This window comes from Micromonospora rifamycinica, from assembly GCF_900090265.1.
Taxonomy (GTDB): Bacteria; Actinomycetota; Actinomycetes; order Mycobacteriales; family Micromonosporaceae; genus Micromonospora; species Micromonospora rifamycinica.
Window position 1 is genome coordinate 3706256 of record NZ_LT607752.1, and the last position, 16929, is coordinate 3723184.

Consider the following 16929-nt stretch of genomic DNA (forward strand, 5'->3'; position numbering starts at 1 on the left):
CGACCGTCCCCACCCGACCTGGGAGAAGAGCCCCCACCCGACCTGGGAGAAGACATGCCCCTCCAGCACGTCGTCGACGGCACCCTGCCCCTCACGGCGGCGGTCGTCGCCGCACTCGACGCCTTCATCGACACCGTTCAGGACGCCCCCGCCGGGCGGGTCGCCGTCCTCGAACTCACCGGGACACCCCCGGACCGGAAGCACCCGGCGCTGAGCCTGGTCAACAAGTGGGAGCGCGTCCTGCGCCGGTGGGAACGGGTGGCCGCGCCGACGGTGGCGGTGGCCCGGGGGGACTGCGGCGGCACCGCCGTGGAGATCCTGCTCGCCACCGACCTCCGGATCGCGGCGACCGACGCCCGCCTGCACCTGCCGGCCGCCGGATCAGGGGTCTGGCCCGGTATGGGGCTGTACCGGCTGGTGAACCAGGCCGGTTACGCCCGGGTGCGCCGGGACGTCCTCTTCGGCAACGTGATCCCGGCCGACCGGGCCTTCGCCCTCGACCTGGTCGACGAGGTGACCGACGACCCCGCGGGCGCCGTCGCCGTGGCGGTGGCCGCTCTCGCCGCCGCGGGGCCCGACGTCGCGGTCCGGCGGCAGTTGATGCTCGACGCGACCACCACCCCGTTCGAGGAGGCGCTCGGTCGGCACCTGGCCGCCTGTGACCGGGTCCTGCGCGACGGGGACGACGAGGAGGCGCGTGATGTCGTCTTCGCCGGTTGAGCGGGTCGGACAGCTGGCCGGGGCGCGGGACGTCACCGCCGCCGAGGCGGCACTGGACAGGCTCCTCGCCGGCTGTCCCACCCCGAGCCGTCGTTCACCGCGGCAGCGGGAGGCGGTCGCGGCGGCCCGCGGCCGGGCGCGTGACCTGAAGGACGCGTTCCTGCGGACGTCCGTCGACCAGCTCTACGACGAGCTGACCGACGGCCACCGACGGTTCCTCCGGCTGGACGACCTGTGCGCCGCAGCCGCCACGGCGGTGCCCGGTCTGGTGCCGACCCCGGCCCGGTCCGACGCGGAACTGCTCCGGCCGCCGGCTGAGAAGGAGGGCCTCGACGTCGACCAGAGCATCCTGGTCAGCCACGTGCTGCGTTCCGACCGGGCCGGCCCGCATCTGCTGGCGGCGATGCGGCGGCCCACCCGCCGGGCCGGTGACCTGCTGCCGGAGCTGCTGCGGACCGGCGCGGTGGAGCTGCGTTCGGTCCGGGTGGAGGTCCGCGACGGGGCGGCGCACCTGACGATGCGGCGTGCCGACTGCCTGAACGCGGAGGACAACGAACAGGTCGAGGACATGGAGACCGCCGTCGATCTGGCGCTGCTCGCCCCCCCGGTGCGGGTCGGGGTGCTCCGGGGCGGCGTGATGACCCATCCCCGGTACGCCGGTCGACGGGTGTTCAGCGCCGGGATCAACCTGAAGTCCCTGCACGCCGGACGGATCTCGTACCTGGGCTTCCTGCTGCGCCGGGAGCTGGGCTACCTCGCCAAGATCGTCCACGGGTTGACCGGCGGAGGCGACGACGCCTGGGACGGCGGGGCGGTGCAGAAGCCGTGGATCGCCGCAGTGGACACCTTCGCGATCGGCGGCGGGGCGCAGATCCTGCTCGCCTGCGACCGGGTGATCGCCGAGCGGGGGGCCTTCTTCAGCCTCCCGGCCGCGCAGGAGGGGATCATCCCCGGTGCGGGGAACCTGCGGCTCGGCCGGGTCGCCGGGGGCCGGCTCTCCCGGCAGATCGTCCTCGTCGGGCGGCGGGTCACCACCGACGAGCCGGCGGCCGGGTTGCTGTTCGACGAGGTCGTACCGGCGGACGGGATGGACGCGGCGATCGTCCGGGAGGTGACCCGGATGGACAGTCCGGCGGTGGTGGCGAACCGCAGGATGCTGAACCTCGCCGAGGAGCCGCAGGCGCTGTTCCGGCTCTATCTGGCCGAGTTCGCCGTCCAGCAGGCGCGGCGGCTCTACAGCGGGGACGTGCTGGACAAGGTCACCCGGTTCAGCACCGGCCCGCTCGCCGGGGCACCGGCGCGTTGACCGGCACGGCGCGGGGCGCGAGCGGACCTGGTGGCCTCCGACGTCGGCGGGTCACGGGTGCCGACCTCCTTCCCCGACGATACATAGCGATATATCGTTGGGGGGTTCGTCCTGCGTACCGTGGAGGTTGTCGATGACGGACCGGCACGTGCACCTGGGGCCCGACGCGGACCCGTCGGACATGCCACCACCACCGCTGCCACCACCACCGCCACCACCACCACCGCCACCGCCGCCGGGCCGGGTCCGACGGCCGGTCCGGATGCGCCGGGGAGACGTGCGGGCGGCGCTGCTCTCGCTGCTGCACGAGCAGCCGGGCAACGGCTACCAGCTCATCCGGGCCATCACCGACCGCAGCGGGGGCCGGTGGCGGCCCAGCCCCGGCTCGGTCTACCCGGCGCTGTCGCAACTGGAGGACGAGGGCCTGGTCGTCACCACCGGCACCGGCGCCGAACGCCGGTGCCACCTCACCGACGCCGGCCACGCGTTAGTGACCGGCGACCCCGCCCGGACACACGAGCCGTGGGCCGCGGCGGCCCGGCTGGTGCCCGACGCGGTCGTCGAGGTCCGGGCCGCGCTCGACGGCCTGACCGCCGCCGTCAACCAGGTCACCACCGCCGGCACCGACGCACAACTCGACCGGACCGCTCGGGTGCTGGAGTCGGTCCGCCGCGACGTCTACCGCATCCTCGCCGGCGACGATGCCACCCGATGAGCACCCCTTCGAGGCCAGGAGCAACGTGATGGAGGCACCACCCGGCGTCCCGACCGTTCTCGACGCGGCGCCTTCCGACGAAACCCCGCTGCGGCGCAACCGCAACTTCCAGCTCCTGTGGAGCGGGTCCGCGCTCGCGTTCCTCGGGCGGGAGATCACCGACCTCGCCTACCCGCTGGTGGTCCTGGCCGCCACCGGCTCGGCGGCCTGGGCCGGCACGTTCGGTGCCGTGCAGATGCTGGTGGCCCTGCTGGTCGGTCTGCCGGCCGGGGCACTCGTCGACGCGTACGACCGGCGGGTCCTGCTGATCACCATGGAATCGGTCCGGGCCACGGCCTCGGCGAGCGTCCTGGTGGCGGTCGCGCTCGACGCGGTCACCCTGCCGCACCTGCTGGCCGCCGGGGTGGCGGTCGGCGCGGTCCAGCCGCTCGGCGGCTCGGCCCGGATGCTCCTCGTCCGGTCGGTGGTGCCGCCGAGGCAGCTCACCGCCGCGTTGACCCAGGAGGAGATCCGTACCCACGCGGCGGCACTGTCCGGCCCTCCGCTGGCCGGCCTCCTCTACGCCACCGCGACGGCGTTGCCCTTCCTGGGCAGCACCGTCTCGTTCCTGGTGTCCGCCTTCTGCGCGGTGTTCGTCCGGCCCCCGGCCCGGGACAGGGAGGCCGGCACCGGGGCCGGGAAGGGCCGGCTTCTCCGCCACGCGCTCGCCGGGCCCGCCCAGCTCTGGCGGGTGCCGGCGCTACGGGCGGCCACCGTCTTCGCCGCGGCGCTGAACCTGGTCACCGCACCGCTGATCCTCGTCGTCATCGTGGTGCTGACCCGCCAGGGGGCGTCCCCGACCGTGATCGGTCTGACCTCGGCCGGCCTCGCGTTGGGTGGGCTCGCCGGCACGCTGCTGGTCCGCCCGCTGCACCGGGCGCTCGGGCCCGGCACGCTCATGCTCTGGCTCGGCGGCACGGCGGTCGCCACCATCGCGGCGCTGGCCCTGCCCTGGGGTTCGTGGTGGCTGGCGGCCGCGCTGTTCCTGCTCGGTCTCGGTGGGCCGTCGATGCGGGTGCTGGTCGACATTCTCATCTTCCGGCAGATACCCGATGAGCAACGGGGCCGGGCCATCTCGGCGTTCATGACGATCCTCACCGCCGGCGCGGCGGTCGGCCTGTTCCTCTCCGGGCAACTCCTGCGGTGGATACCGTCGTCGATCGCGATCCTGAGCCTGGCGGGCCTCCTGGCGATCACCGTCGTGGTCGCGGCGACCGACCGGCGGATCCGTACCGCCCGCTGGCCGGACGAGTCGCCCTGACACCCACCCGACAGACCGGTCCGGCCGTACCCGGATACACGGGATGCCGGCCACGCGATCGATCAGTATCGTGGTCCTGAGCGGACGTTAAGGAAAGGCGGCCAGGACGGATCACAGCACTGGCGGACTCAACGGGGGCTATAGTGGAAATTCGGGTACTCGGACCGGTCGAGTTGTGGCATCGGGGAAGGCCGATACGACTCGCCCGCCGGCAACAACGGCTCATTCTCGGCATCCTGGCGCTCCGGGCGAACGAATCGGTGTCGACGAGTCAGCTGATCGACCTGCTCTGGGGGGACGCGCCGCCCAGGCAGGCCAGGGCGGTGGTGCAGACCCGGATCAGTGAGCTGCGCGCCGTGCTCAACACCGCTGACGGCGGCCTGGTCCACCTGCACACCCGGGGCGGGGAGTACCGGCTCGAGTCGCCCCCGTCCGCCGTCGACGCCCAGCACTTCCTCGCCCTCTCCCAGGCCGCGCGGGAGGAGCCGGACGCGGCGAGCGCGGTCCGTACCCTCGGCCGGGCACTCGACCTGTGGCGGGGTCCGGTTCTCGGCGGGGACGTCCCCGATGAGAGCTACGCGACCGTCTGCCAGCGGCTGGAGTCCGCCCGCCTCACCGCCGTCGAGGAACTCTTCGACCTCGAACTCGACCAGGGCAACCAGCGGGGGATCGTCGACGAACTGCTGGCGACCGCCCAGGCCAACCCGTCCCGCGAACGCCTCGTCCGGCAGCTCATGCTGGCCCTGAGCAGGGTGGGCCGCAGCGCGGAGGCACTCAGCCACTACGAGAGATGGCGGCGGTGGCTGGCCGACGAGTTCGGGGCCGATCCACAGCCGGAGACCCAACGCGTACACCTGTCGATACTGCGCGAGGGCCACGAGAACCCGGTCGAGGAGGTGGCCGCGTCCGTGGACGGCCCGGTCGGCAGGCAGCCGCACGCCGACGTGTCCCGACTCCTGCCACCGGACATCAGCGACTTCACCGGCCGTACCGTCGAGGTCGAACGGATGCGTCGGCTGCTCACCGCGCCGACGCGGACCGGGGTGGCGGTGGTGACGGTGGTCGGGTCGGGCGGCGTCGGCAAGTCCGCCCTCTCGGTGCACGTCGCGCACACCGTCCAAGAGAGCTTCCCGGACGGACAGATGTACGCCGACCTCCACGGCTGCGACCACCGTGACCCGGTCGATCCGGCCGAGGTGCTCGGTCGGTTCCTCCGGGCACTCGGGGTGGCCGGTACGGCGGTGCCCGACACCGTCGAGGAACGGGCGGACCTCTACCGGAATCTCCTCGCCGAGCGACGGGTCCTGGTGGTGCTCGACAACGCGGCCACCGACGAACAGATCATCCCGCTCGTGCCGGCGGGCCGGCAGTGCGCGGTGATCGTCAACGGTCGCGCCCACCTCGGGTCGACCTTCGGTGCGTCGACGCTACGGCTGGCGGCCCTCGACCCCGCCTCGGCCGGTGAACTGCTCGCCCGGGTGACCGGTGACCAGCGGGTGCACGCCGAGCCGGCGGCCGCCGCCGAGCTGTCCCGTCAGTGCGGGTTCCTCCCGCTCGCCCTACGCGTCCTCGGAGCCCGGCTCGCCGCGAAGCCGCACTGGAGCGTGGAGAAGCTCCGCGGGATGCTCCGGGACGAGAGCCGCCGATTGGACCAGCTCAGCTACCGCGAGTGGGACGTACGGGCGAGCCTGGCGGCCAGCTACGTCGGACTGTCCGAGGACGCGCGGCGACTGCTACGCCTGACCGGTCACCTCGACCTCGCCCACACCGACCCGGGGATCGCCGCCGCATCGCTGGACGTCTCCCCCGGTGAGGGTGAAGCACTGCTGGAGCAGCTCTTCGACGCGCACCTGGTGGAGGCGGTCCGGGCCGAACCCATGGTCGGCGCCCGCTTCCGGCTGCACCACCTGGTGCGCCTCTACGCCCGGGAACGCGCCACCGCCGAGGACGATCCGGCAGAGCTGACCGCCGCCCGGAGCCGGGGCTTCGGCGCCTGGCTCACCCTGGCCGAACTGGCCCGCAGGGCGGTCGGCGACGACACAAGCATGCGGCACCGTGCCGTCGCGGAGCGTTACCCGGTCGGCGGGGAGCCGGCCCGGCTGGCCCGCACGGCACCCCTGACCTGGTTCGACGGTGAACGCGCGGCGCTCGCCGTGGTCGCCCGCAGAGCTGCGGGGAAGGGGCATCCGGCGGCCTGCTGGGAGCTGGTCGACGCCGTCTCCCCGCTGTTCCGGCTGCGCCGCTCGCTCACCGAGTGGCACGAGCTGCTACTCGTCGCGCTGGCCAGCGCCCGCTCGGCCGGAGACCGGCTGGGCGAGGCGACCATCCTGCACCGGCTCGCCGCGTGCAGCCGTGACCGGCAGGACTTCACCCGGGCCGAGCGGTACGTCGAGGAGTCGCAGGCGCTCTTCGCGACGGTCGAAGACCACGGACTCCCGTACCTGGCCCGCACCGGCCCCGTCCCGGGCGAAACGCCACGCGCGGCGACGCCCACACCCGCCCACCGGTTCCGACTCGACGACCTCGGACGCATCGCCGCCGGACCGCGTGCCGGCCTGCTCCTGGTCGAGGACGATCCCGACACCGGGCCGGCGAGGCGCTGAACCCGCGCACCGGCTGGGAGCGGGCCTACCGGGGCTGCTCAGAGGTGGGGTCGCGTTCGATCCGGAAGCCGAGCTTGATCAGCAGCCGGATCGTCCCGTCGATGAGCTCCCGGTCGTAGGACTTGTCGTCGTCGTCCAGATCCTCGTAGGCGACCAGGTTCGGGTGGGTCTTCTCCACGTCGTCGCGGGCCTCGCCGTACCGCCAGCCGTCCGCGAGCCGTTTCGCGGCCCAGATGTCGTGCGCCTGGCGGGACAGCGTCTCCCGTTCCCTGCGCACCTCCGGCGGCACCTCGACCCCACTGGTGTCAATCGGCTGCGGATGCCACACCGGATGCCCCCTCGTCTGCCGCGTCGGTGCGCGGCGGTCGCGGCCAGTGCGCAGAGACTAACCGGCTGACGGCGGTAAATGCGCGCTCCGCCGCCACCGCACGGGCGGCGGCGTCCGCGTCGGGCGGCGCGACGCCGACGACCGCGCTGAAGTGACTGATCCGCCCGTACGTCCGGAAGTCCTCCAACTGTTCGACGGTGTCCACCGACAGCACGGCCACCGCCACCGTGTCGGGCCAGGCGTTCAGCACCGGGGCGAAGGCGGCGGCGTCCGGGGCGGGCACCACCTCGTCCCCGACGGCCAGTGTTCCCCGTACCACCGACGGCAGCCCCTCCGCCGATGCCGCGACCCCCGGATCGGTCGGGTAGTCCCGGTGCGGACTGGGCACGAACGAGCTGTCGATGCTCAACCGGTGGAAGCCGCAGATCCGGTCGGCGACCACCACGTCGGCCGGCACCACGGCCGACGCGGTGCCGAGCAGCACGACGTGCTCGGGTCCGAACGCCTCGACGGCCGCGCGCAGCGCCTCCCGGCCGCCGTCCGTGCCGGCCCGGCAGAGCACCAGTTGGTAGCCGCTGCCCTGCTGGCGGGCCACCGTGCCGCCGAGCCAGTCGAAGTGGTTGGGGTGCTCGGCCGTGCCGACCACCGGGGCCGGGTGGCGCAGGGTGCGGGCCGCCGCCGCGTACTCCGTCGGGCCGGTGGCGAGCACGACGACGTCCACGTCCAGCGCGGTCCGCCCACCGGCCACCGTGATCCCGATACGGGGGCGGTGCCGCCGGTCGGTCAGGTCGGTCAGCGCCCGGTCCACGTCGTCGACGACGCGTCGCACCCGCGCGGCGGCGTCCAGGTGCACCACCGAGGCGCCCTGGACCGGCACGCTGGCGCCGGCGTGATGGTCGAGGAAGTACGGCAGTATCCGCATCCGTCCCCGACCACTCAACTCCAGCGCGATCTCCATCTCCTTCCGGCACCACGCGCTGTCCAGGTAGTGCCGGCTCACCAGCGGCACGAAGATCCGGCACTCCCCCACCTTGGCGAGCAGGCGGTGCTCCCACGCCTTGCCCCGCGGCAGGTCGCTGTTGAACAGGTAGTGGAAGTGCTCGACGTTGCGCAGGTCCAACTCCTGGGCGATCAGCTGGGCGAAGTCGTTGTCGCCCTGGGCGCTGCTGAGGAAGACCGGACCCTGGTCCCGGCCGAGGCTCCAGACGTACCGGCGGGCCTCCGGCAGGCCGACGAACGGGAGGCGGGGCATCTGCAGCCGGCCGATCTCCCGGCCCAGCTCCGGCAGCAGCACGTCCATCTCGGACCACCAGATGGCGTGCCGGTTGACCGCACTGGACGCCTGTAGCGCGTGGCTTACGGCGAGCCGGGGCAGTTGCCGGACGGCGTCGTCGGGGCGGTGGCAGACCAGCCGGACCGTCGGCACCCCACGGGCCTGGAGGAACGGCAGCACCCAGGACGGTGTCCGAGGATCGAGGACGTCGAGGAGGACGAAGTCGTACCGGTCCAGCAGGGTCGCCGCACCGGCGGCGTCGACCTCGTCGCGCAGCAGGGCCGCGGAGATGTCGTCCACCTGCCAACCGGCCTGGGAGATGAGCCGGCGCAGCTCCGGTTCGGCCGCCCGGTACTCGGGGGTCGGTGGGAGCACGAGCGCGGCGGCGCCCAACGGACGGTCCACCTCGTCGGCGTGCTCCCGGGCGCGGGCCGCCAGCTCGTCGAGGGCGGCCAGGGGCATCCGGTACGCGGCGAGCCGGTTGCGGTTGAACGGACGGGCCAGGTCCGCGCCGATGAAATGGCGTGCCGGAATGTTGATCTCCGGTATCACCAGTCTCGGCCGGTTCGCCAGGACCGCCATCCCGTACTCGTGCACCGCGAATGGTGAGCACCGGTACTGCGGTTGATTTTCCCGACGCGTGACCACGGCGACGAAACAGGCGGTTCGTCGCATCATCAACTCAAGGTGCATCGTGGACAGGGTGGCGGAGCGCGGGTCGACGGCGAGGGCGAACCGTTCCGACAGCACCTCGAGAAAGAAGTCGGTCACCCGCCGGTCCAGGACGTCGTAGCTGTGGCTGAAGTAGGCCGCTGGGCGCTCGTCGAGCATCTGTGGTCTCCTCTGACGCCATTTTCCGACACCTCGTTCCAACATCAACGACGTGGGAACCGGAGTTATGCTTAGGTTAAGCGCCGCGCTTCGTGAGGAATGCGCGCTTTTTTTGATCAAGGAGCGGCACCGTGCGTGATCACCAGCCGAACGTCGAGATCCTTTCCGAGCAGGTGCTCCTCACCACCGCGATCTTCACCATCCGGGAAGCCAGACTCCGTTACCGCACCTACGACGCGGACCGCTCCCTGTCCGACGACTGGAGCAGGCCGGTCACGCTCGTCAACGCCGATCGTGGCGATTCCGTGGCAGCGGTCGTCGTGGACACCGCACGTGGGGAAATCGTCCTGGTCGAACAGTTCCGCTTCCCGACCCTGGGCCACGGATCAGGATGGTTGGTCGAACTGGTGGCCGGTATGGTCGACGCCGACGAAGCGCCGGAAACCGCCGTCCGCCGCGAGATCCGCGAGGAGATCGGGTACGACGTACGCGTTCTGGAGCGGATTTCCACGTTCCATCTCTCCCCCGGGGGATCGTCGGAGCGCGTCACCCTCTTCTACGCCGAGATCGACGACAGCCTGCGGGTGGGCGCGGGCGGCGGTCGGGCCGACGAGGCGGAGAACATCGCCCGTAGAGTGGTGCCGCTCGGTGACCTTTCGGCGCTGCTCGACAGCGGCACGATCCAGGATGCCAAGACCCTGGCCGGGCTCCTCTGGCTGCACCGGAAAAGGTCACGGTCATGAATCCGTCGCTGCTCGGCGTCACCGGCGCCCTGATGCTGATCGGCATTCTGCTACAGGTCTGGTTCTCCGCGCCGCAACGCGCCGGCCGGCAGGCCGCCATGCAGCTGCCGTCGGTGCTGCTCTACGCGGTCGCGGTTTCGCTGCTGATGTTCTCGATCTTTCCGGAATCGTACGCCGACGGCCGTGCCCTCGGCTTCAGCATCGGCGGCGCCGCGGCGTTCGTGCTGATCTCCATCACCCTCTCCTTCCAGTGGCTGACCCGGGCCGGCAAGCGCGACGCGCTCGAAGCCGAGGTACGCCAGGCCCGCCAGGAGGTCGACCGGCTGAGGCTGCGGCTGACCATCGTGGAGGCTGCCCAGCAGCCCCAACGGCTACACCGCACCACCCGGACGGTGGCACCCATCCGTCAGGACCGCCGGCACCGGCTCGGCATCGTCACCGGCAACATCGCCAACGTCACCGGCATCGACGTCTGGGTGAACGCCGAGAACACCCGGATGGAGATGGCCCGCCCGACGGAACCGACCATCTCCGGCACGATCCGCTACCGGGGTGGCCGGCGTGACGCGGCCGGCAACCTGGTCGACGACCTCATCTACGACGAGCTGCGCACGGTGGCGCTGAGCACCCCGGTCGCCCCCGCGACCGTGTTCACCACCTCCGCCGGCATGCTCGCCGGGGACAACGGCGTCAAGCGGATCCTGCACGTCGCCTCGGTGGACGGCTCACCGGGCACCGGCTACCGGCAGGTGTCCGACATCGGTGGTTGCATGCGCAACGTGCTGGCCGAACTGGACCGGCTCAACGCCCAGGGCGAGCAGCTCCGGACGGTCGTCATGCCGCTGCTCGGCACCGGCAACGGCGGTGGTGATCTGGAGCGGACCGCGCAGATCATGGTCGAGGCGGCACTGGACTACTTCCGGATCCACCCCACCAGCCGGGTCCGCACCGTCCACCTGCTCGCCTTCACCGACCTGGAGGAGCGGATCATCCGCCTGGTGCTGACCGACCACCGGGACATCAGCGGTCTCGAGTCCGGATGACCGTGCTCGACGACGCGGTCGGGACGATCGCGGAACCAGGCCCGGCCGGTGTGCTCTTCTGGACCGGGGCCGGCGTCTCCCGGGGTGCGCCGAGTTGCCTGCCGACCGGTTGGCAGCTCACCGAGCGTGCCTTCGCCGCGCTGTTCCGCCCGTTCACCCTGGACGTCGTGCTCGCGTACCACGAACTGCTGGGCTGGCGGCGGGGGTCGGTGTGCCCGGCTGAGCCGGCCCGGACCCGGCTGCCCCGGCTGGAGACCGCGCTCGGCGCCGGTGCGCAGCAGAGCCCCGACCTGATCGGGGAGATCCTCGCCGACGTGCGGGACGCCCGGCCCAACCCGGTGCACGGGTTCCTCGCCGCCCACCTGCACGGCGGCGGACGCCAGCTCACCGCCAACTTCGACCTGTGCGTCGAACGCGCCCACGTCGGCCGGTACGGCCGGTCGCCGGACCCCGGGCAGCTCCACCACTTCCACAACGCGTTCTCCGACGGGTCGGATCCGGCCCGGCTGGGCGCCACCCTGGCGCGCATCGAACGTGGCTTCGACGCCGCCGACCGGGCGGCGCTCGTCGACCGGCTGCGCGGCCCGGCCCGCCGGGTCGTCATGGTCGGCTACAGCGGCAGCGACTTCTTCGACGTGGACGTGGCGGTCGCCGACCTCCCGCCGGGCTCGCTCGACGGTCTGACCGTCCACTGGGTCAACCACTCGTCGTGTGCCTGGCACCGGCCGACCCCACGGCCGTCGACCGCTGTCTTCGACGTCGAGTACGGCGACCCGGACGGGGTCCTGCCCTCCCTCGCCGGGCACCTGCGCAGAGCCGGGGCCACCGTCGAGTTCCTCTGCGGGCCGACCACCACGCTGCTCGACGGGCTCGCCGGTCGCTGGGGCTTCGACCGGGTGCCCCCGCCGGTCCTGCGGCCACCGCCCGCCGTCGACGTCGCCGTGGACGATCGACGCCGCACGGCCGCCACCTTCCGGTACTTCCGCGCCGTCGGTCTCGTGCCCGAGGTCCGTCGGCTGCTCGCCGAGGAGCCGGACGTCGCCGCCGACGAGCTGGTCCTCACCCGGTCCGACCTGATGTGGGAGGAGGGCCGGTACACCGACCTGCGCCGCTGGTGGCGACAGCAGCCACCGTCGCTCCGCCGCACCGAACGTATCGGGGCGACCCTCTGGGTCCAGGGGCGGTTGCTGCCCGCCTACGCGTGGCTGACGTGGCACCGGCGGCGGGCCTCGAACGACGCGGAGCTACGGCTGATCGCCGAGACCGAGGCCCGGGTCATCGAGCACATGCGGCTGGTGCCCGACCTGCGCTGGCTGGGCCGCCCGCTGGCACGCGACGCGGCCCGCTGGATGCCGGCACCCCGTCAGCAGGACGGGCTGCACGAGTTCCGGCGACTCACCGACGTCTCCGGAAGCCTGCGGAACTCCACGGCGGCCACCTCCCGGCCGGAGTCCGAGGCGGCCGAGACCCAGGAGTGGTTCCTGGAGGCCGGCAACGTCCACGCCGCCCTCGCGTACCAGCACCGGCGGCTGCGGGACAACCATCGCGTCACGACTCCCGTCGCCGAGCTGGGCCGGCTCTACCGGGCGCAACAGCGTCGGGCCGGGATCCTCGGCTCGACGGCGGCGTCCTGGCGGGTGCTCCTGCTTCCCCGGGCCGGGCAGGTGTTCACCCTGCGGGAGGCGGTGGTCGGGTGCGTCGCCGTGCAGTTCGGCGCCTGGCACCGGGTACGCCTGCTCGGTCGGCTCCTGATCGACCGGCTCCGGTCCCGGATCCGCCCGGCCCCGCCGGACGACCGGGGCTCCCTCCCCTGAGCTATCCGCGCCTGCGCGGCGCGGGCACACCCGGCGTACGGCCGCCGCCCCGGATCCCTGGGGGAAAACCACCAGGCCGAGCCGGGTGGTTGCCGGCTTCTGACCACCGACGCGGCGTACTGCTCCGGTCGCGGGACGCGTGACCGAACCACCGTGGGACGGACCGCCCGTGGGACCGGCCGACCGGGGGCCCGCCACCACGCGGCCGACGACGGGGGCGGTCGTGGTGGTGGTGACGGCGGCGGCGGGGGCGGCGACAATGGGTCGATGACCGTGCTGCGCGCCCCGTTCACCGCAGCTGTCCTCCGTCAGGCCGTGTTCTGTGTGGTCGGGGTGCTCAGCGCGGTCGCGGTCCTGGCCGTACCGGTGCTCGTGCCCGCCCTGGGCGTCCTCGTCCTCTCGGCCACCGGTGCCCTGGCCCGCGAGCCCGCGCCCGTCGTCGCGCCGCTGTTCCTGGTGCTGCTCCCGCTCACCGTCGCGCTCCTGGTCGTCCTGGTCGCCCCGACCGGACGCGCGACGGGAGCCGGGTACCGCCGGCTCGCGGCCCGACTGCTCGACGTGCACGTGGCAGCCCCGCCACCCCGCCCCTCACGGCGGCCCGGCGCGCTGGTCGCCGACGGGCCGGGCTGGCGGGCCGCCGGATACGCCCTGCTCAAGGTGCCGCTGGCCGTCCCGCAGGGCTACGGCGTGTTCTGCTACGTCTTCGGGCCGGTCAACCTCAGCTACCCGCTGTGGTGGCCGCTGTTCCGCAACCACCCGCCCGGCACCCGGCTCGGGCCGGTGTGGGCGTTCACCCCGTTCGGCGTCCTCGGCGCGCGGACCCTCGCCGGCGCGTTCCTCGTCGCGGCGGCCGGTCTCGCCATGCTCCTGGTGGCGCCGTGGGTGATGCGGGCCGGCACGGTGGCGGACGTGGCGGCGATGCGCCGGCTGCTGGGTCCGCCCCCGCTCGCCGAGCAGGTACGCGAGCTGCGGGCCAGCCGCGCACAGGCGATCGACGACGCGGCCACCATGATGCGCCGGCTGGAACGGGACCTCCACGACGGAGCGCAGATCCGGCTGGCGACGCTGGCCATGCACCTCGGCATGGCCACCGAGAAGCTCGGCGTCGACGGCCCACCCCCCGACCTCGCGCAGGCCCGCGAGCTGGTCGCGCTCGCCCACCGGGGCGCGAAGGACGCCCTCGCGGACCTGCGCGACCTGGTCCGCGGCATCCATCCGCCGGTGCTCGACAACGGCCTCGACGACGCGCTGGCGACCCTCGCCACCGACAGCGCGGTCCCGGTCACGGTGACGGTCGAGCTGACCGACCGTCCGGCGCCCGCCATCGAGACCATCGCCTACTTCTGCGCCGCCGAGCTGCTCACGAACGCGGCCAAGCACAGCGGCGCGACCCGGGTCCGGCTCGGAGTCCTCGGCTCCGGTCGCCGCCTGACCCTGAGTGTCACGGACGACGGCACCGGCGGGGCGGACCCGGCCGGCGCCGGCCTGACCGGGCTGGCCCGCCGGATCAGCGTCGTGGACGGTCGGCTGCGGGTACACAGCCCGGTCGGCGGGCCGACCCGGGTCGAGATCGAGCTACCCACACAGGTGTGAGCGGAGGAGACGACATGCGGGTGGTGATCGCGGAGGACTCCGCGATGATGCGCGAGGGTCTGGTCCGGCTGCTCACCGACCGTGGCTTCGACGTGTGCGCGGCGGTGGCCGACGCGGACACGCTGCGGGCCACGGTCGCCGCCGTGGTGCCGGACGTGGCCGTGGTCGACGTTCGGATGCCGCCCACACACACCGACGAGGGGTTGCGCGCCGCGATCGACATCCGCCGCGACCACCCCGGTGTCGGGGTGCTGGTGTTCTCCCAGTACGTGGAGACCCGCTACGCCACCCGGCTGCTCACCGACCGGCCCAGCGGGGTCGGTTACCTGCTCAAGGACCGGGTCGCCGACATCGCCGACTTCGTGGAGGCGCTGACCCGGGTGGCGGCCGGCGGCACCGCGCTGGATCCGGAGGTGGTCGGCCACCTGATGCGGGCCGGGCGGGACACGCTCGGGCTGGCGTCGCTGACCCCCCGCGAGCGCGAGGTGCTCTCGTCGATGGCCGAGGGCCGGTCCAACGCCGGTATCGCGGCGGCACTCGCCATCACCCCCGGGGTGGTGGAGAAGCACGTGGCGAACATCTTCGCGAAGCTCGGGCTACCCGCCTCCGACGGCGACAACCGTCGGGTGCTGGCCGTCCTGCGTCATCTCGGCGGCTGACCGTACGCGGCCGGACCCGCGGCGCTGGCGTCAGGGGACGAACACGACGTCGCGCAGTCGGGGTGACGGACCGTCCAGCACGTGACCGGCCCGGCCGCGCAGCCACCTGTCGAAGAAGGCGGTGACCAGGGTCTCCTGGCTGCGGACGGCCCGGGCCGGCGCGATGGTGCCCAGGGCGTCGGTGACGAAGCTGTCGGGGAGGTCGAGCTGCCGGGCGATCTGCGGGATCAGCGGCACGGCGTCCTTGTAGGCGTTCTCGCCCTTCGCGCCGTCGAGCCGCAGGTCGACGCGCCAACCGGTGCTGTTGTCCCACAGCATCCGCCAGGACGTCGTCCGGCGGTGGTCGGTCTCGACGTCGCCCATGAGCATGAACGGCCGGTCCAGGCCGGTGCGCGTGACCGGCCACAGGGCGAGGGCGTCCGGCATGATCGGCGACTCGATGCTGCCGCCCATGTCGATCGCGGCCCTGATGCGGGGGTCGTCGCTCATCGCCTGCAGGGCGGTCATTCCGCCGGCGGAGACGCCGAACATGCCCGTCCGGCTCAGGTCCAGGGCACCCGCCATGCCCCGGGGCAGCGGTCGGTCTGCCGCGTCCGGGTTCGCCCCCCGGTCGAGGGCCGCCAGCTGGTCGAGCACGAAGCGGGTGTCCGCGAGCCGGGTGTCGAACACCCGCGCCCCGAGTCGCTGGAAGTCGTCGGGCTGCTGCGCCTGCTCGAACAGCTGCGGCAACAGGGTGCTGACGACGCGGCCGTCGGGGAACTCCACCTCGGACACCTCGTAGGTGTGGTCGATGGTCACCACCACGTATCCGCGGCTGGCCAGGTCCTGCACCAGGGTGGTGCCCCAGGTCCGCGGGTCGCCGGCCCCGGGGGAGTACAACACCACCGGGTACGGCCGCCCGCTTCGCGCCAGCGGTGCGCCCCGGTGGCCGCTGGTCCGGGTGGCGGCGAAGTCCACCGCGCCCGCCGGGATGCCGTACAGGCCGGCCCCGACACCGGCGGCGCCACCGAAGTGGGCCGCCGCGCCGGGCAGCATGTGGGGTGCCGGTGGGAAGCGGTCCACCCCGGTGGCCGGGTACCAGACGCTGACCATCAGCTCGCGGGGGGCCGGGGTGGCCGTCCACGGGTCGGTGCGGGAGCGGTCGACCAGGTGCAGGTCGACGGTACCCACCGGGTGGGGCCCCGTCGGCGTCGGCAGCCGCAGCCGGGCCGGGCCGTCGGCTCGCTGCTCAGCCCGCGGTGCGACGGTGCCGGAGGCGGAGGACGGTGCCGGGTGGGCGACCGTCACGCAGCCGACGATCACCGTGGCGAGCACTGCGGTCCGGAATCCCCATGCCATGAGCGGCTCCTCAGGAAACCAGGGCTGCCCCAGCGGCCGCCCTTCGTCGGTTTCACGCTAGGAGCGCGACAGGGCCGGTAGAAGGCGGCTTCCACCCGCCTCGCGGGGGGTGGTAACCCCCAGCCCGCCGGCACCGGACGGGCAGCCGTCCCGGGCCGTCGTCGGCGGCCCGGTGCGGCCGGCGCGGTCGACCGTCGGCGGCGGGGACGGTTACTCGGTGAAGTAGTCGCGGAGCACGGCGATCCGCCCGGCGCGGAGGCGGAAGATCTGCACGAGCGACATCGTCGTGCGCCGCCCGTCGGCCCCGTCGAACGCGACGTCGACCTCGGCGATGAACACGTCGGGATCCGGGGTGTCGTGCAGGACGTAGCCGGATCCTTCCGGGTGCACCGTGCCACGGTGGGCCGGCTGCCGGTGGTACCTCCGGAGTCCGGACCGGATCGCCTCGCGGCCGACCAGGCGGCCGTGCAGCGGGTGACCCTCCGGTGCCAGCGGTGCGTCGTACACACCGTCCTCGGTGAACATCGCGGCGATCGCGTCCGGATCCCGGGTGACCGCACCGGCGTACACGTACCGTTCGAAGATTTCCTGATGCATGAGGTCCACTCTCCAGTCTAGCTCGCGGACCGGTGGCGGGGACGGGTGCCGGGCGACGGTGGCCCG

General features: G+C 73.1%; 14 protein-coding genes. 10 read left to right on the top strand and 4 right to left on the bottom strand.

The features are described from left to right. The first annotated feature begins 54 nt into the window (after nucleotides 1-54). From dpgB to GA0070623_RS15155, 5 genes are all read left to right on the top strand, one after another. Nucleotides 55-720, top strand: a complete 666-nt coding sequence (gene dpgB / locus GA0070623_RS15135) for an enoyl-CoA-hydratase DpgB (protein ID WP_067303134.1) — start codon at nucleotides 55-57, stop codon at nucleotides 718-720. Beyond that, a complete protein-coding gene (gene dpgC, locus GA0070623_RS15140; RefSeq protein WP_067303137.1) occupies nucleotides 701-2026 on the top strand; it encodes a (3,5-dihydroxyphenyl)acetyl-CoA 1,2-dioxygenase DpgC in 1326 nt (441 codons plus the stop codon). The genes dpgB and dpgC overlap by 20 nt, the downstream gene beginning before the upstream one ends. Nucleotides 2027-2159: 133 nt before the next feature. Then, nucleotides 2160-2741: a PadR family transcriptional regulator gene (locus GA0070623_RS15145; protein ID WP_084261085.1), complete on the top strand. Its 582-nt coding sequence runs from the start codon at nucleotides 2160-2162 to the stop codon at nucleotides 2739-2741. A gap of 28 nt (nucleotides 2742-2769) precedes the next feature. Then, entirely contained in the window at nucleotides 2770-4041 is a 1272-nt protein-coding gene (locus GA0070623_RS15150) for an MFS transporter (protein ID WP_067303142.1), read from the top strand. A gap of 143 nt (nucleotides 4042-4184) precedes the next feature. Continuing rightward, nucleotides 4185-6644 carry an AfsR/SARP family transcriptional regulator gene (locus tag GA0070623_RS15155; protein ID WP_084261086.1) on the top strand — a complete coding sequence of 820 codons (2460 nt, stop codon included), beginning with the start codon at nucleotides 4185-4187 and terminating at the stop codon, nucleotides 6642-6644. A 25-nt stretch (nucleotides 6645-6669) separates the two neighbouring features. Here the strand turns inward: GA0070623_RS15155 and GA0070623_RS15160 are convergent, their stop codons facing one another. Beyond that, nucleotides 6670-6921 (bottom strand): RyR domain-containing protein, encoded by a 252-nt coding sequence (locus GA0070623_RS15160; RefSeq protein WP_231932368.1) that lies wholly within the window; start codon nucleotides 6919-6921, stop codon nucleotides 6670-6672. A gap of 28 nt (nucleotides 6922-6949) precedes the next feature. Continuing rightward, nucleotides 6950-9076: a toll/interleukin-1 receptor domain-containing protein gene (locus GA0070623_RS15165; RefSeq protein ID WP_067303151.1), complete on the bottom strand. Its 2127-nt coding sequence runs from the start codon at nucleotides 9074-9076 to the stop codon at nucleotides 6950-6952. 131 nt (nucleotides 9077-9207) lie between these two features. On the opposite strand from GA0070623_RS15165, the gene GA0070623_RS15170 reads away from it, so the two are divergent. From GA0070623_RS15170 to GA0070623_RS15190, 5 genes are all read left to right on the top strand, one after another. Beyond that, nucleotides 9208-9819: an NUDIX domain-containing protein gene (locus tag GA0070623_RS15170; RefSeq protein WP_089004070.1), complete on the top strand. Its 612-nt coding sequence runs from the start codon at nucleotides 9208-9210 to the stop codon at nucleotides 9817-9819. Beyond that, nucleotides 9816-10862 (top strand): macro domain-containing protein, encoded by a 1047-nt coding sequence (locus GA0070623_RS15175; RefSeq protein ID WP_067303160.1) that lies wholly within the window; start codon nucleotides 9816-9818, stop codon nucleotides 10860-10862. The genes GA0070623_RS15170 and GA0070623_RS15175 overlap by 4 nt, the downstream gene beginning before the upstream one ends. Then, on the top strand, nucleotides 10859-12676 hold the full coding sequence (locus GA0070623_RS15180) for a hypothetical protein (RefSeq protein ID WP_067303163.1): 1818 nt from the start codon (nucleotides 10859-10861) through the stop codon (nucleotides 12674-12676). Before GA0070623_RS15175 ends, GA0070623_RS15180 begins: the two co-directional genes overlap by 4 nt. Before the next feature lie 267 nt (nucleotides 12677-12943). Further along, the gene (locus GA0070623_RS15185) at nucleotides 12944-14269 is read left to right on the top strand and encodes a sensor histidine kinase (RefSeq protein ID WP_067303233.1); all 1326 of its coding nucleotides are present in this window, start codon (nucleotides 12944-12946) and stop codon (nucleotides 14267-14269) included. Between the two features lie 14 nt (nucleotides 14270-14283). Next, complete coding sequence (locus GA0070623_RS15190; protein ID WP_067303166.1) at nucleotides 14284-14928, top strand: response regulator transcription factor; 645 nt, start codon at nucleotides 14284-14286, stop codon at nucleotides 14926-14928. Nucleotides 14929-14958: 30 nt separating this feature from the next. On the opposite strand, the gene GA0070623_RS15195 is transcribed toward GA0070623_RS15190, so the two are convergent. Further along, nucleotides 14959-16266, bottom strand: coding sequence for an alpha/beta hydrolase family protein (locus GA0070623_RS15195; RefSeq protein WP_084261088.1), 1308 nt, complete (start codon nucleotides 16264-16266; stop codon nucleotides 14959-14961). A gap of 210 nt (nucleotides 16267-16476) precedes the next feature. After that, the gene (locus GA0070623_RS15200) at nucleotides 16477-16863 is read right to left on the bottom strand and encodes a nuclear transport factor 2 family protein (protein ID WP_067303234.1); all 387 of its coding nucleotides are present in this window, start codon (nucleotides 16861-16863) and stop codon (nucleotides 16477-16479) included. Nucleotides 16864-16929: the final 66 nt, after the last annotated feature.